Source organism: Parasporobacterium paucivorans DSM 15970, from assembly GCF_900141895.1.
GTDB lineage: Bacteria > Bacillota > Clostridia > Lachnospirales > Lachnospiraceae > Parasporobacterium > Parasporobacterium paucivorans.
Genome location: NZ_FQYT01000002.1, coordinates 185,077 through 200,216, shown reverse-complemented (window position 1 = coordinate 200,216; position 15,140 = coordinate 185,077). Strand labels below are relative to the sequence as shown.

The window sequence follows — 15,140 nt, the reverse complement described above, 5'->3', positions numbered from 1 at the left end:
ATATGGTCACCGAGTAGAATAAATGATCGCGGCTGCTATGTCCGAAAGGATGCAGCCGAGGAAAGTCCGGGCTTCGCAGGGCAGAATGCCGGATAACATCCGGTGGAGGCGACTCTAAGGATAGTGCAACAGAAATATACCGCCTGCAGATTGCCTGCAGGTAAGGGTGGAAGGGCAGTTTAAGAGACTACCGCCCTCCCGGTAACGGGAGGGGCATATGTAAACCCCATTCGAAGCAAGGCCGAATAGAAAGCGAAGGGCTGCCCGTCCAGCTTTCGGGTAGGTCGCTCGAGTCTGCTGGCGACAGCAGACCCAGATAGATGATCATTCACGACATAACCCGGCTTATCGTTCTGCTCGGTGACCCTTTCGTTTATGAATATTGTTCTTCGCAGTACATACAGCTGTACGTCTCGTTTTCTTCACTTGTTAATAGAAAAACTTGTGGCAATTCCTGCTCTATCGATGTGATACAGCGGGGATTTTTACATTTAAGGATATTTCGGACTTCTTTTGGCAGTGTCAGCTTTTTCTTTTCAATAATTTCCCCATTTTCAATGATGTTAATGGTAATATTGTGATCGATGTATCCCAGAATATTCAGGTCGAGCAATTCCAGAGGCCCTTCGATTTTAATGATGTCCTTTTTCTGCATGACATTGCTCCTGGCGTTTTTAATGATTGCCACCTGGCAATCAAGCTTGTCCAGTCTCAGGAACTGATATATGGACATGGCCTTTCCGGATTGTATATGGTCTAAAACCAGTCCATGTTCAAGTTTGCCGACGTTTAACATGTTTCCACCTCCAATAATGTCAGAATCAGTGCCATTCTTACGTAAACCCCATACTGCACCTGTTTGAAATAAACGGCTCTGGGATCATCATCCACCTCGACCGAAATTTCATTTACTCTTGGAAGGGGATGAAGCACCATCATGTTTTCCGAAGCCAGGGACATTTTTGCTTTGTCAAGAATGTAAGAGTCTTTTAGGCGAATATACTCCTCCTCGTTAAAAAACCGTTCTTTTTGAACACGGGTCATGTACAGCAGATCCAGATCGCCAATTACGTCTTCCAGCTTTTCCACTTCCAGGAACGGGATATTTTTTTTCTCAAGAACCTCCCTGCGGATATAATCCGGTATGCGAAGTTCCTTTGGGGATATTAAAACAAAAGAAATACCGGAGTACCTAACCAGAGCATTGATAAGGGAGTGGACAGTTCTGCCGAATTTCAAATCCCCGCATAAGCCGATGACCAGGTTGTCCAGCCGGCCTTTCAGGCATCGAATAGTGAGCATGTCTGTCAGTGTCTGGGTAGGGTGCTGATGTCCCCCGTCTCCCGCATTTATGACGGGAATGGAGGATTTTTGGGAAGCGACCAGTGCGGCGCCCTCCTTGGGATGGCGGATAGCACAGATATCCGCATAGCAGGAGATGATTCGCATAGTATCCGATACGCTTTCCCCCTTAGAGGCAGAACTGGAATCGGCCGAAGAAAAACCGAGAACCCCACCACCTAAATTCAACATTGCCGATTCAAACGACAGTCGGGTGCGGGTACTCGGTTCATAAAATAAAGTTGCAAGTTTTTTTCCATTACAAATATCTTTGTATTTAGCAGGATAATTTTCGATATCAACAGCCAGATCTAAAAGCTTGTCCAATTCGTCGACCGAAAAATCCAAAGGACTGATTACGTGTCTCATGCGCACCTCCATTTATTGTACTTGAATTCCTTATCCTTAATTATACATATTTCCCGGACTATATCAACCAAAAAATACTTTAAAAAGCAGATATACTATGTTATAATAGGCGAAGTCGAGAGATAGGAGGTTTTAACATGAAGCATATTAAAACATTAAACGAGAGAACACTTCAGAGCACAACCAAGAAGGGCGGATGCGGCGAATGCCAGACTTCCTGCCAGTCCGCATGCAAGACTTCCTGCACAGTAGGAAACCAGGTCTGCGAGAATAAAAACAGATAAGATTTCAGCAATCCTTTAACAGAGTCAATGCTTTGCGTTGACTCTGTTATCATGCATGCTAAAACTCTCAGTGAGGAGAATAAGGTGATACATCAATATAAGAGCAACGGATATAACATTGTACTGGATGTCAATAGTGGTTCGGTCCATGTGGTGGATGACGTCGTATACGATATGATCCCAGAATTGGAAAACGAAAACAGCATGAATGTGATCGTTGAGAAAATGGAAGACAAATATACCGTGGATGAGATTTTGGAAGCCGCGGAAGAAATAGATTATTTGAAAAAAGAAGGCCGGTTATTCGCGGAAGACAGCTATGAGCAGTATGCGGGGGGGATAAAGCAGCACGAAACAGTGGTAAAAGCGCTTTGCCTTCATATAGCCCACGACTGCAACCTGGCCTGCAAATATTGTTTTGCAGAAGAAGGGGAATATCACGGCAGGAGAGCCCTGATGAATCTGGAAGTTGGGAAAAAGGCTATTGATTTTCTGATAAAGAATTCCGGAAACCGTCACAATCTGGAGGTTGATTTTTTTGGCGGTGAACCGCTCATGAACTTTGACGTAGTGAAGGAAATAGTCAGGTATGGAAGAAGCCTGGAGAAGGAACATAATAAAAAATTCCGATTTACCCTGACGACAAACGGCGTGCTTTTAAATGAAGAAATAGGAGAATTTCTGAATGCAGAAATGTCTAACGTGGTTCTCAGCCTGGATGGACGCAAGGCTGTGCATGATCGGATGAGACCTTTCAGAAACGGGAAAGGCAGCTACGACCTCATAGTCCCGAAATTTAAAAAGTTCGTTGAAGCAAGAAGGGATAAAGACTATTTTATAAGAGGTACCTTTACCCGCAATAATCTTGATTTTGCAGAGGATGTGCTGCATTTCGCCGATGCAGGATTTGACCAGCTGTCCATGGAACCGGTGGTGGCTGAGCCTGGAGAGGATTATGCCATTCGTACGGAAGATATTGAAGCAATCAAGATGGAATATGACAGGCTTGCGCTGGAATATATTAAAAGGCATCAGGAAGGACAAAAATTCAACTTTTTTCATTTTATGATTGACCTTAACCAGGGACCATGTGTATATAAAAGGCTTACAGGCTGCGGAGCAGGAACGGAATATCTTGCTGTTACCCCTTGGGGAGACCTTTATCCCTGTCACCAGTTTGTGGGAAAAGATGATTTTAAAATGGGCGATGTTTTCGAGGGGCATCTGGATCCTGCCGTCCAGGCCAGGTTCATGGGTCTGAATGTATATTCCAAACCATCTTGTAGTGAATGCTTTGCCAGATTTTATTGCAGCGGGGGATGTGCGGCAAATTCATTTAATGAAACCGGTACACTGAATCAGGTGTATGAGACGGGGTGTGAGCTGCAAAGGAAAAGGGTGGAATGTGCAATTATGATAAAAGCCGCCCTGGCGAACGAATAAATCAGGAGAAGAGGTAATGAGATTATGAAAATGACTAAAAAGAAAAGTACCATTCTGTTTATTATCAGCCTGGCCTGTATCATTATTCTGGGATTAATTTCCGGAATCGGCATTGGAAAAACGAAGACTGGGAGCGCAGAAAGGATTAAGCTCGGGCTTGATTTGCAAGGAGGCGTAAGCATTACATATCAGGTTGCTGATAAAGAATTTACGGCAGAAGAACTGGCGGATACTGTATACAAGCTGCAGAAGAGGGTTGCAAACTACAGTACAGAAGCCAATGTATATACAGAAGGAACCAACCGCATTACGGTAGATATTCCTGGGGAAACAGATATATCTTCAGTTTTACAGGATCTTGGAAACCCTGGTACGTTACAGTTCATAACCTATACGGGCGTAGAAGATAATCCGGATACAGCAGAAAACGAAGCAGTTAAAGTTTGGCTGAGTGGTTCGGATATTAAAAATGCACAGGCTGGCACAAGAAAGAATTCTACTTCCGGAGCGGCGGAATACGTTGTACAGCTTACCATGACCGACGAGGGATCTGCAAAGTTTGAGGAAGCCACCACTCAAAATGTTGGTCAGATAATCTACATTTTATATGACAATTCCATCGTCAGTGCACCAAGGGTTAACAGCGCCATTTCGGGTGGTGAGGCTGTTATCGAGGGTATGGCAAATTATGATGAAGCAGATCATCTTGCCTCCACTATCCGTATTGGATCGTTAAAGCTTTCGCTGGAAGAACTGAGCTCTAAAGTGGTCAGTGCCAAGCTGGGGGAAGATGCCGTAAGCACCAGTCTTTTGGGTGGTATAATTGGACTTCTTGTTGTTATGGCATTCATGATTTCTGTTTATAGAATCCCGGGAGTTGCGGCATCCATAGCTTTGGCACTTTATACGATTATGATGCTGCTGGTAATGAATGCTTTTGACCTGACGCTGTCTCTATCGGGCATTGCAGGAATTATTCTGTCAATCGGAATGGCGGTCGATGCAAATGTTATTGTATATGCCCGAATCCGTGAGGAAATTGCCGCAGGAAGAAGCCTTCATGAGGCGATTAAAATCGGATTCAAGAAGGCTTCTTCGGCCATTATTGATGGCAACGTGACGACGTTTGCCATTGCCATCATACTGATTTTGAGAGGCTCCGGAAGCGTACAGGGATTCGGACAGACTCTGGCGATAGGTATTGTATTGTCAATGTTCACCGCAATGGCTGCATCCAGATTCTTAATGTACATGTTCTATCACATGGGATTCAGGAAAGAAAGCTATTATGGTAAGTATAAAGAAAGAAAAGCCTTCGATTTCATAAAAATAAAGAAGATTACATTCCCTATAGCTGCCATTTGTGCCGCCGCTGGATTGGTTATTATGATTGTCTTCAGCGCAACAGGTAAAAGTGAATTGAATTACAGCGTTGAGTTCAAAGGCGGTACTTCTACAACGGTCGAATTTGCACAGGATTATTCAATCAATGAATTCAATAATACGATAAAGCCCGTAATTGCAGAAATTATCAATGACAACGATATTCAGGGCCAAAAGGTAAATCAATCGAACAAATACGAAATTAAGACAAAGGCAGTGTCGCCTGCTTTGAGAGACGAAATAAAGTCTGTGTTGGTTGATAAATTCGGTGCACTTCCGGATAGTTTTGAGACTGTATTTATCAGTTCAAGTATCAGTACTGAAATGACCAGGGACGCAATCGTTGCGGTAGTTTTAGCTCTTATATTTATGCTTTTCTATATCTGGTTCAGATTCAGGGATATCCGATTTGCTGCCAGCGGCATTATTGCCCTTGTGCACGATATACTTGTGGTTGTTACTTTTTATGCATTGTTCAGGGCGTCGGTCGGAAATAATTTCATTGCATGCCTGCTCACGATTCTTGGGTATTCAATCAATGCTTCCATTGTTATATTTGACAGGATACGTGAAAATGTCAAAAAACCGGAATATAAGAACAATCTTTATGAATGTGTGAATGCCAGCATAACACAGACTCTTACAAGGAGTATCTATACAACCTTTACAACCTTCATTGTACTGTTTGTTCTTTATATATTTGGAGTTGTGGCTATTCGTGAATTTGCTTTGCCATTGATAGTTGGAATTCTGGCTGGAGTGTACTCTGATGTATTTATATCCGGTCCATTATACTACCTGTTTGCAAAGAATAAAAAAGAGAATAAGAAATAATTTGGTGATGATATGCAGAAATGGATGATATATGCAAAAAAAGCTGATTTTGCGGAGCAGTCACGCAGGTATCATATCAGCCCGATTCTGGCCAGAATAATAAGAAACAGGGAAATAACCGGCGATATAGAAATCGCCGGTTATTTGAATGGGAAAATCGGAGATCTGGCTTCGCCATGGATAATGAAGGATATGGAAAAAGCTGTAAATATCATAAAGGAAAAGATTGAACGAGGCAACAGAATCCGCGTTATCGGGGATTATGATATCGACGGAATCTGCTCCACTCATATCTTAAGAGACGCTATGATATCCCTGGGTGCCCTGGCAGATTACAAAATTCCGGAACGGATAAGGGACGGGTATGGCATTAATGAAAAGCTTATCCATGACGCATATCAGGACGGTGTGGATACAATCATTACCTGTGATAACGGAATCGCTGCGGTGGAAGCCATAAAATATGCCAGGGAGCTGGGAATGACGGTAATCGTAACAGACCACCACAATGTTCCCTATTCTCTGCATGACGGAGTAAGGACGGAAGTTCTTGTTGAGGCTGATGCCGTCATAAACCCCAAACAGAATGGATGCAAATATCCATTCAAGGAACTTTGTGGAGCCGGTGTAGCCTTCCGTCTTGTCCAGGCCTTATGGGAATCAATGGGAATGGATCCGGAAGAGGCATTAAAATATTTGGAATTTGCCGCGATTGCAACTATAGGGGATGTTGTCTCCCTGACGGGGGAGAACCGGATAATTGCCAAGGAGGGTCTTAAAAGGCTGAACAATACGCAAAATAAAGGCATCATGGAACTGATCCGGGCAAACGAGCTGACAGACAAGGAAATAAAGGCATACCATATCGGATTCATATTGGGCCCCTGTCTGAACGCAGGCGGAAGGCTGTCTGATGCCGGGCTGGCCTGCGACCTTCTGGGGCAGCCGGATGAATATCTGGCCCAGCAAGGGGCCAGGGAACTGCGAAAATTAAATGACACACGGAAAATTATGACAGAAGAAGCCTCTCAGGAAGCGGTGCGTCTCATGGAAGGATATGGACCGTACAGGGACATGGTTCTGGTCGTCCATCTGCCCGAATGCCATGAAAGTATTGCCGGCATTGTCGCGGGCCGTTTGAAAGAGAAGTACAACAGACCTGCCTTTGTCCTGACAGGAAGTGGAGAATACGTAAAGGGTTCCGGTCGTTCCGTTGAGGCATATGACATGCATGTCGGATTAACGGAGTGCAGAGATCTCCTTATGAAATTCGGAGGTCATCCAATGGCTGCCGGGCTGAGCCTGAAAAGGGAAAATGTTCAGCTATTCAGGGAAAGATTGAATCACAGGTGCAATTTAACAGAGATGGATCTAAAAAAGAAACTATGGCTGGATATGGTCTTACCCTTTGAATATGTGGATGAGAGGCTGATTGAAGAGCTGGAGCTGTTGGAACCTTTTGGCATGGGAAATGAAAAACCTGTTTTTGTGGAAAAGGATGTCGGTATAGAAAGGATCCGGGTGATGGGCGAGTCCGGGAATGTGCTGAAATTTGAAATGAAAAACGGCAGCAATCATGGGATTACTGCCGTAGCTTTTGATAGAAACAGGGAATGGTTAAACTTCCTGCTGGAAAAATTCGGAAGCGATGAAATTGAAAAAGCGAAGCGGGGAGTTCCCAACGATATGCAGCTGTCCATCGCCTATTATCCGAAAGTCAATGAATACAGAAACAAAAGAGAAGTTCAGCTGGTCATTATGAATATGATCTGATCATACGGTAAGGTATTCCAGGATGTCCTCGAATACCTTTTCTTTTTCATAATCGTTGAGGATTTCATGGCGGCGGTTTTTATAGATCCTGTAAGTCACATTGATATATCCTGCATCTTTCATAGTCTGAACTGCTTTTAAAAAACCGGCCATGTCCGTCATGCAGGGGTCGTCTTCACCGGAGAGGAAGACGACCGGAAGGGCGGGATTATTTAATTTCCATCCATCCGGGGAATAAACAGCAGCCAGAAGATTCATAAGGACCTCATAGCCGTTGAGGGTGAAAAGGAAGCCGCATTTCTCATCTGAATCATATTTCCTCCACACTTGTGGATCGGCGGTAATCCAGGAATTGCAGCTGCCATCCTCCGGAAATTTCCTGGAAAAAGGCCCCGTAACCAGATTGCCCATAAACGGACTTTTGTAGCGGGCGCCTTTAAACAGACTCAACCCTTTAATGAGTATCCTTGCAGCGCCCTTTACGGGGGAGTCGGAAGGACTGCCAGTGAGGATGAGGCCGGTCAGAAAGGAATCATAAGTTTTGGCATACACCCTTGCAATCAACGAGCCCAGGCTGTGCCCGATCAGGAAGAAGGGAAGATCAGGAAAACTGCCCTTCAGGTACAAAGTAATATCATGGATATCTTTTACCAGGAGATTCAGCCCATCTTCGCCAAAGTATCCAAGATCATCCATACGAGTGATGTTATCGCCATGACCCCTCAAATCCGATATGGCACAGACATATCCATTCAGGGTGAAGAAATTCATGACTTCTATGTACCTCTGTCTGTGTTCAGCCATACCGTGCACGAACTGTATCGTGCCGACAATATCTGTACCTGGGGGCGGGGTCAGGATCGTAACATGATTTGGAAGGTTTTTCATGGCGTCCTCCTATATAAGGTTTTTTAATAAATCGGCGGGTACTTTTAAATTGCCATATCCACTGCCCATGTCGAGCCCTTTCTTGAGTCCGCCGTGGTAGTCAGACCCCCCGGTTATAAACAGGCCGAAATGGGCTGCGAGCCGGCGCATATCGCCTTCGGCCCTGCCTTTATGGGAAGGATAGATCGCTTCAATGCCCTTAAGCCCCATGGATTTAAGACTTCGGGTCATCCGGTACAGTTTGTCCGAATTTTTATCGTAATAAAGAAGAGGGTGGGCAAGTACAGGTATGCCACCGGATTGAAGAATCAGTCGGATGGCAAATTCTGCCGGTATGTTATCTCTGGGCACAAAGAAGGGAGTGGTTTTTCCTAGAAACTTGGAAAAGGCCTCCTGGGTATCTTCGACATAGCCTCGCGAGACCAGGTAATCGGCGATGTGCCCCCTGGTTATTATGGCATCGGGGTAACGTATCTGCATCAGAACCGGCGTAATAACTATGCCTGCTTTGTTCAGCTGGGCATACATTTTTTCGTTGCGTTCTTTTTTTTCCAGGTTTATGGATACAAGTGATTCCAAAAGGTTCCGGTCCGTATGATCGATATTATAACCCAGGATATGGATTTCTTCTCCCTCATAGTCTGCCGTCAGCTCAATTCCGGGAATCAGGTTGAAATTAAATTTTTCTGCTTCTTTAAGGGCACCGGGCAGCCCCTGGACAGTGTCGTGATCGGTAATTGCGATGGCGGAAAGTCCCTTATCCATCGCATACCGAACAGTTTCTTCCGGGGTTTTTGTGCCATCGGAGGCAGCTGTGTGGACATGAAGATCAATATATTGCAAGCAGGTATCCTCTCCGAAATTAATTATCCTGATCCGTCTCATCCATGGAATATATCTGGCGTTTACGTGCATCTACATCGCTTTCGAGGTATTCATCATAGGAAGAGATTTTGTCGATAAGGCTTCCGTTGAAGATCTCCATGATACGATTTGCGGTTGTCTGAACGAACTGGTGGTCATGGGAGGTGAAAAGTATCACTCCGGGGAATTTAACCAGTCCGTTGTTCAGGGAAGTGATGGATTCCATATCCAGGTGGTTGGTCGGTTCGTCGAGAATCAGGACGTTTGAACCGGAAATCATCATTTTGGAAAGCATGCAGCGGACCTTTTCGCCTCCGGAGAGGATTTTGACCTTTTTCATGCCGTCATCTCCTGAGAAGAGCATTCTTCCAAGGAAACCTCGGACATAGGTTACGTCCTTTTCTTCGGAGTACTGGGTGAGCCAGTCGACAATTGTAAGGTTGTTGTCAAATTCAGCAGTATTGTCCTTTGGGAAGAATGATCGTGTTGTGGTTATTCCCCATCTCACGGAACCCCCGTCCGGCTCCATCTCACCTGCGAGGATTTTAAAAAGCGTTGAGGTTGCCAGTTCGTTGGAACCAACAAAGGCAATTTTATCTTCATGGTTGACAATGAAGGAAATATTATCAAGAACTTTTACACCGTCGATGATTTTTGTAAGACCTTCCACTGTAAGGACTTCATTGCCGATTTCACGGCTTGGCCTGAAGTCGATATAAGGATATTTCCTGCTGGATGGCTTGATGTCGTCCAGCTCGATTCTGTCCAGAGCTTTTTTTCTGGATGTGGCCTGCTTGGATTTCGAGGCATTGGCACTGAAACGCTGGATGAATTCTTGCAATTCCTTGATTTTGTCTTCTTTTTTCTTGTTGGCATCTTTCATCTGACGCATGAGAAGCTGGCTTGATTCGTACCAGAAGTCGTAGTTGCCTGCGTAGAGGGTAATCTTTGCGTAGTCTATGTCAGCCGTGTGTGTACATACTTTATTGAGGAAGTAGCGGTCATGGGAAACAACGATAACAGTATTGTCAAAATTGATCAGAAACTCCTCTAACCAGGAAATGGCATCTAAATCCAGATGGTTTGTCGGCTCATCCAGAAGCAGGATATCGGGATTGCCAAACAGCGCCTGGGCAAGAAGCACCTTTACCTTCTGACTTCCGTTCAGATCTTTCATGAGCATGTAGTGGAATTCTGTGTCAATGCCAAGACCATTAAGAAGGATAGCGGCCTCTGATTCAGCTTCCCAGCCGTTCATGGAAGCAAATTCACCCTCCAGTTCACTTGCCTTGATGCCATCTTCCTCTGTAAAATCCTCTTTGGCATAAATGGCATCCTTTTCCTTCATTATTTCATACAGTCTTGCATTCCCCATCATAACGGTATCCATGACCGTATGTTCATCAAATTTGAAGTGTTCCTGCTTCAGGAAGGATAGTCTCTGTCCCGGAGTAATGGAAATGGTGCCTTTGCTGGGGTCGATTTCTCCAGATAAAATCTTCAAAAAAGTGGATTTACCGGCGCCGTTGGCGCCGATAAGACCATAGCAGTTCCCTTCAGTGAATTTGATGTTTACGTCTTCAAAGAGAGCCTTTTTGCCTATTCTGAGTGTTACATTATTTGCACTTATCATATAAAATTTACCTTTCATTTTAATTCGCTATTTCTTATTGTACAATATTTGGTATAATTTGCAAGAGGCTAATCATTGATTTGAGATACAGGAGGAACAATGGAACAGTTTAAGAAGATTCATACAACGACCTTTCTGCTTAAAATAATTGCCGTTGCAAGTATGCTGACAGATCACGTGGGGGCCGTATTGTTTCCCGAGTTCATCCTGCTGCGTATTATCGGACGTCTTGCGTTTCCCATTTATTGTTTTTTGATAGTGGAGGGGTTCTTCCATACGAGAAATATAAAAAAATATGGAGCCAGACTGTTCGTGTTTGCCTTGGCGTCGGAGCTGCCTTTTGACATGGCCTTCCATCATTCGCTTATGGATTTTTCCGGGCAAAATGTATTCTGGACCCTGTTCATCGGGCTTTCCACTATTGTTTTCTGTGCAAGGGCAAAAAATTATATAACAGAAATAATCCCACTGGTTCTAGGGATGGCGGCAGCCATGATTCTGAGGACAGATTATTCCGCAGCTGGTATACTGTTGATATACGTATTTTACCGGTTCCGACATGAAAAGAAAGTGATTGTGGCAGCCATGCTGCTGATCAATGGACTGATGTTCGGAGGAATCCAGATTTTTGCTCTGATATCTCTCGTGCCGATTTTTCTTTATAATGGAAAAAAAGGGTTCGATGGGGGAAAATATGCTTTCTATTTATTCTATCCAGTGCACCTGGTCATACTGGCCTTGTTAAAAATCGCAAATCTGGCATTTTACTTATAACCAGTTTATAGTATTATGAAGAAAATAATTTATGCGAGGTGCAAGTCATGACTATGAACGTTGAAAACAAAGAAGGAATATCTGTTAAAAAATTAGTGTATGCCGCTCTGGCGACAGCCTTGATCTGTATCTCCACCATGTTCATTCAGGTTACCATACCGCTGGGCTATGCCCATTTTGGAAATACGTTTATACTTCTTTCCTCGTATCTGTTTGGTAAGCGGGTGGGCGCAGCGTCAGCAGCAGTTGGTTCTGCGTTGGCCGATTTTCTTACGGGATATGCCATCTGGATTATTCCAACCCTTATCATCAAAAGCATAATGGGGTTTGTTATCGGCAGCCTTTCGAACAAAAACAATCATCCTAAAAAAGTGGCCTCAGCAGGTCTTCTGGCAGGGGCGGTGATATCAAACGCGTGGATGGTTGTCGGCTATACATTCAGCGGGGCCATTTTGTACGGAAGTCTTGCAGCAGGGCTGGCTTCCACTCCAGGGCTTATCCTGGAGGGTGTAGTGAACATAGTGGCATTTTACATACTGGCCTTCATACTGGAAAAATCTTCATTTATTAAAACTATGACAAGGTAGGCGAAAAACATGTCCCATAATAATCAGAAAAAAATTGCAGTAATCAACGATCTTTCCGGGTTTGGGAGATGCTCCCTAATGGCTGCCATACCGGTCATATCCCATTTGAAAGTACAATGCTGCGCAGTTCCGACCGCAATACTCTCCAACCACACTGGATTTGATGAATATTTCTTTGACGACTATACAGAGAAAATGCAGCCGTATGTGGACCACTGGAAAAAACTTAACCTGGAATTTGAAGGGATTACCTCGGGATTTCTAGGCAGCGTGCACCAGGTGCAGATCGTCAAGAAGTTTATCCGTGATTTCAAGACGGAAAGAACACAGGTCATTATTGATCCGGTCATGGGAGATTACGGTCACAGATACCCTACCTGCACCAATGATATCTGCTCCACGATGTCTGAACTGGTTGAATATGCCGATATTATGACGCCAAACCTTACCGAGGCCTGTATTCTGACGGACACTGGATACCACGAGGGAGTATGGAGGATCAAAGAGCTGGAAAAAATTGCTGAAACTCTGTGTGAAAGAGGTCCGGACAGAATTGTTATAACGGGAATTCTGCAGGGACAGTTCATTTCTAATATGATATACTGCAGAGGTGAAGAAGTACGCATGGTCAAGTCCCACAGAGTGGGGACGGAAAGATCCGGTACGGGAGATATCTTTACGGCTGTCATAGCTGCAGATGCGGTTAATGGAGTGGAACTGTATCATTCTGTACGGAAGGCATCCACATTTGTAAAAAAATGCATCCTCCGTTCCATCGAGCTGGACATACCCAAAACGGACGGAGTCTGTTTTGAAGAAATGCTGCAACACTTAAAATAAACCGGAGGTAGATGATTATGATGACAATTCTATATGAGGTGCATGGAAGCCTTTATATCAACCTGACAAACAGGTGCCCGGCAGACTGTGTGTTCTGTCTGCGCAATTCCATGGACAGCGTCTACGGGTCGGACAATCTCTGGCTGGAACATGAACCATCTGTCGATGAGGTGATCCGGGAGCTGCAGTCAGCCGGAATAGAGAAATACAAGGAGATAGTTTTCTGTGGTTTCGGTGAACCTACGGAGAGGCTGGATGATCTTCTGGCTATTGCAAAGTTCATTAAAGAGAAATATAATAAACCCATACGGGTAAACACCAATGGGCTGACAGATCTGATTCATGGAAAAGATACTACCCCGATGTTTGAGGGATTGGTTGATACTGTATCCATCAGTCTGAATACTCCTGATAAGGATAAGTACTTCGAACTGACCCGGAATATTTTTGGAAGAGATTCATTTGACGCAGTGCTGAAATTTGCCGGAAACGTAAGAAAATATGTGAACAGAGTCGTCATGACTACCGTGGATTCCACAATAACAAAGGAAGAGGAAGGACAGTGTCAGGAAATCTGTGACAGGCTCGGAATCGAATACAGGGTAAGGGCCTGGGAAAGTTAGGTATAAAATGTATAAATTCGTTCTCGCTTCACAGTCACCAAGAAGAAAAGAGCTGCTGGCAAGCCTTGATATCGGGTTTATTTGTCAGGTCAGCACGGTGGAGGAGGTGACCCTCCAGACTAATCCAAAGGAGATAGCCAGAGAACTTGCCGTAATGAAAGCGGAGGATGTGGCAGGGGATTATGGTAATGGGACGGTAATCATTGGTGCGGATACCATCGTGGTTTCCGGCATGGATATCCTGGGAAAGCCGAAAGACCGCGAGGACGCCCTGCGCATGCTCAGACAGCTGCAGGGAGATCGTCATGCTGTATTTACAGGAGTGTGCCTAATCATAAAGGAGAATGACAAGGAAAAAGTGATTTCCTTCGTTGAAAAGACGGATGTCTCCATGTACGAGATGACAGATGAGGACATCAACAGGTATATTGACACGGAGGAACCCTATGATAAAGCCGGCGGGTATGCCATCCAGGGAAAAGCTGCAAAATTTATTCAGAAAATCGATGGCGAGTATGCAAACGTGGTAGGGCTTCCAATCGCAAGACTTTACCATACCCTGAAGGCCCACAAAATCATCTGAACAAGGCATTGACAAATAATCGGATAAGTGTTAAATTATACGCATAAATATACATAAAAATGTAAATTTATGCGTAAATTATGAATTAATATACATAAATAGGAGGAGAAACTTAATGAAAAAAGTTCTAGTTTTTGCGGCAGCGGCGGTGTTGGCCATGTCTCTAGCCGGATGCGGAGGCAGTAATATTCCAGAGAACACGGTGTTTTCCGTGGACGATCTCCCGGGCAAGACAATAGGGGTCCAGCTGGGAACCACAGGTGATATTTATGCATCGGACTACGAAGAGGACGGGTCCAAACTTGACAGATATTCCAAGGGAACAGATGCTGTCCAGGCTTTAAAACAGGGAAAGGTAGACTGTGTGATTATCGACCAGGAGCCAGCAAAAGCCTTTGTTGCAAAAAATGATGATCTGACCATACTGGATGAAAAATTTGCTGAAGAGCAATACGCAATTTGTATTTCCAAAGAGAACAGCGAGTTGAAAGATAAGATCAACGGAGCTCTTACGACCTTAAAAGAAAATGGTACACTGGATTCCATCATCAGCAACTACATCGGCGACGATACAAAAGGGAAGACGCCATACACCTCACCGGAAAATGTCGACCGTTCCAACGGAACGCTTACAATGGCAACTAACGCAGCCTTCGAGCCATATGAATATTATGACGGGGAAACCATTGTAGGAATCGATGCAGATATGGCACAGGCAGTATGCGATATCCTGGGTATGGAATTGAAGATAGAAGATATGGAGTTTGATTCCATCATAAATGCCGTTCAGTCAGGCAGGGCTGATATAGGTGTTGCTGGGATGACGGTGACGGAAGACAGGCTTCTCAGCATCGATTTTACAGTGCCTTACACAACCGCAACGCAGGTAATCATCGTTAGAAAATAACCGTAAATAAAACA

15 protein-coding genes and 1 other RNA gene are annotated in these 15,140 nt (G+C 44.4%); 11 read left to right on the top strand and 5 right to left on the bottom strand.

Going from position 1 to position 15,140, the window contains the following annotated elements; genetic code table 11:
• Nucleotides 1–10: 10 nt before the first annotated feature.
• Nucleotides 11–364, top strand: an RNA gene (rnpB, locus tag BUA79_RS00995) — RNase P RNA component class A.
• 9 nt (nucleotides 365–373) lie between these two features.
• On the opposite strand, the gene BUA79_RS00990 is transcribed toward rnpB, so the two are convergent.
• Together BUA79_RS00990 and pyrB are read right to left on the bottom strand one after the other, a co-directional pair.
• Nucleotides 374–796, bottom strand: coding sequence for an aspartate carbamoyltransferase regulatory subunit (locus BUA79_RS00990; RefSeq protein WP_073992490.1), 423 nt, complete (start codon nucleotides 794–796; stop codon nucleotides 374–376).
• Nucleotides 790–1,710 carry an aspartate carbamoyltransferase gene (gene pyrB, locus BUA79_RS00985; protein ID WP_073992489.1) on the bottom strand — a complete coding sequence of 307 codons (921 nt, stop codon included), beginning with the start codon at nucleotides 1,708–1,710 and terminating at the stop codon, nucleotides 790–792. Before pyrB ends, BUA79_RS00990 begins: the two co-directional genes overlap by 7 nt.
• A 137-nt stretch (nucleotides 1,711–1,847) precedes the next feature.
• Between pyrB and scfA the strand changes: the two genes are divergently transcribed.
• The 4 genes from scfA to recJ all read left to right on the top strand — a co-directional run bounded on the left by scfA (nucleotide 1,848) and on the right by recJ (nucleotide 7,427).
• Nucleotides 1,848–1,994 carry a six-cysteine ranthipeptide SCIFF gene (scfA, locus tag BUA79_RS00980; protein WP_073992488.1) on the top strand — a complete coding sequence of 49 codons (147 nt, stop codon included), beginning with the start codon at nucleotides 1,848–1,850 and terminating at the stop codon, nucleotides 1,992–1,994.
• 84 nt (nucleotides 1,995–2,078) lie between these two features.
• Entirely contained in the window at nucleotides 2,079–3,437 is a 1,359-nt protein-coding gene (gene scfB, locus BUA79_RS00975) for a thioether cross-link-forming SCIFF peptide maturase (protein ID WP_073992487.1), read from the top strand.
• Between the two features lie 24 nt (nucleotides 3,438–3,461).
• A complete protein-coding gene (gene secD / locus BUA79_RS00970; RefSeq protein ID WP_330389142.1) occupies nucleotides 3,462–5,654 on the top strand; it encodes a protein translocase subunit SecD in 2,193 nt (730 codons plus the stop codon).
• Nucleotides 5,655–5,666: 12 nt separating this feature from the next.
• Complete coding sequence (gene recJ / locus BUA79_RS00965; RefSeq protein ID WP_073992486.1) at nucleotides 5,667–7,427, top strand: single-stranded-DNA-specific exonuclease RecJ; 1,761 nt, start codon at nucleotides 5,667–5,669, stop codon at nucleotides 7,425–7,427.
• Here recJ and BUA79_RS00960 read toward each other — a convergent pair whose 3' ends face one another.
• From BUA79_RS00960 to BUA79_RS00950, 3 genes are read right to left on the bottom strand one after another with little or no spacing between them, the layout of a single operon-like run.
• Nucleotides 7,428–8,315 carry an alpha/beta fold hydrolase gene (locus BUA79_RS00960; protein WP_073992485.1) on the bottom strand — a complete coding sequence of 296 codons (888 nt, stop codon included), beginning with the start codon at nucleotides 8,313–8,315 and terminating at the stop codon, nucleotides 7,428–7,430.
• Nucleotides 8,316–8,324: 9 nt separating this feature from the next.
• Nucleotides 8,325–9,158: a PHP domain-containing protein gene (locus BUA79_RS00955; protein ID WP_178138504.1), complete on the bottom strand. Its 834-nt coding sequence runs from the start codon at nucleotides 9,156–9,158 to the stop codon at nucleotides 8,325–8,327.
• Nucleotides 9,159–9,177: 19 nt separating this feature from the next.
• Nucleotides 9,178–10,812 (bottom strand): ABC-F family ATP-binding cassette domain-containing protein, encoded by a 1,635-nt coding sequence (locus BUA79_RS00950; protein WP_073992483.1) that lies wholly within the window; start codon nucleotides 10,810–10,812, stop codon nucleotides 9,178–9,180.
• 99 nt (nucleotides 10,813–10,911) lie between these two features.
• On the opposite strand from BUA79_RS00950, the gene BUA79_RS00945 reads away from it, so the two are divergent.
• The 6 genes from BUA79_RS00945 to BUA79_RS00920 all read left to right on the top strand — a co-directional run bounded on the left by BUA79_RS00945 (nucleotide 10,912) and on the right by BUA79_RS00920 (nucleotide 15,126).
• Nucleotides 10,912–11,586 carry a TraX family protein gene (locus BUA79_RS00945; RefSeq protein ID WP_073992482.1) on the top strand — a complete coding sequence of 225 codons (675 nt, stop codon included), beginning with the start codon at nucleotides 10,912–10,914 and terminating at the stop codon, nucleotides 11,584–11,586.
• A 47-nt stretch (nucleotides 11,587–11,633) separates the two neighbouring features.
• A complete protein-coding gene (locus tag BUA79_RS00940; RefSeq protein WP_094757237.1) occupies nucleotides 11,634–12,173 on the top strand; it encodes an ECF transporter S component in 540 nt (179 codons plus the stop codon).
• A gap of 9 nt (nucleotides 12,174–12,182) precedes the next feature.
• A complete protein-coding gene (locus tag BUA79_RS00935; protein WP_073992481.1) occupies nucleotides 12,183–13,013 on the top strand; it encodes a pyridoxamine kinase in 831 nt (276 codons plus the stop codon).
• 17 nt (nucleotides 13,014–13,030) lie between these two features.
• Nucleotides 13,031–13,636 (top strand): TIGR04100 family radical SAM protein, encoded by a 606-nt coding sequence (locus BUA79_RS00930; RefSeq protein WP_242941618.1) that lies wholly within the window; start codon nucleotides 13,031–13,033, stop codon nucleotides 13,634–13,636.
• 7 nt (nucleotides 13,637–13,643) lie between these two features.
• Nucleotides 13,644–14,219, top strand: coding sequence for a Maf family protein (locus BUA79_RS00925; protein ID WP_073992480.1), 576 nt, complete (start codon nucleotides 13,644–13,646; stop codon nucleotides 14,217–14,219).
• A gap of 115 nt (nucleotides 14,220–14,334) precedes the next feature.
• Nucleotides 14,335–15,126 carry a transporter substrate-binding domain-containing protein gene (locus BUA79_RS00920; protein WP_073992479.1) on the top strand — a complete coding sequence of 264 codons (792 nt, stop codon included), beginning with the start codon at nucleotides 14,335–14,337 and terminating at the stop codon, nucleotides 15,124–15,126.
• The last annotated feature ends 14 nt before the right edge of the window (nucleotides 15,127–15,140 follow it).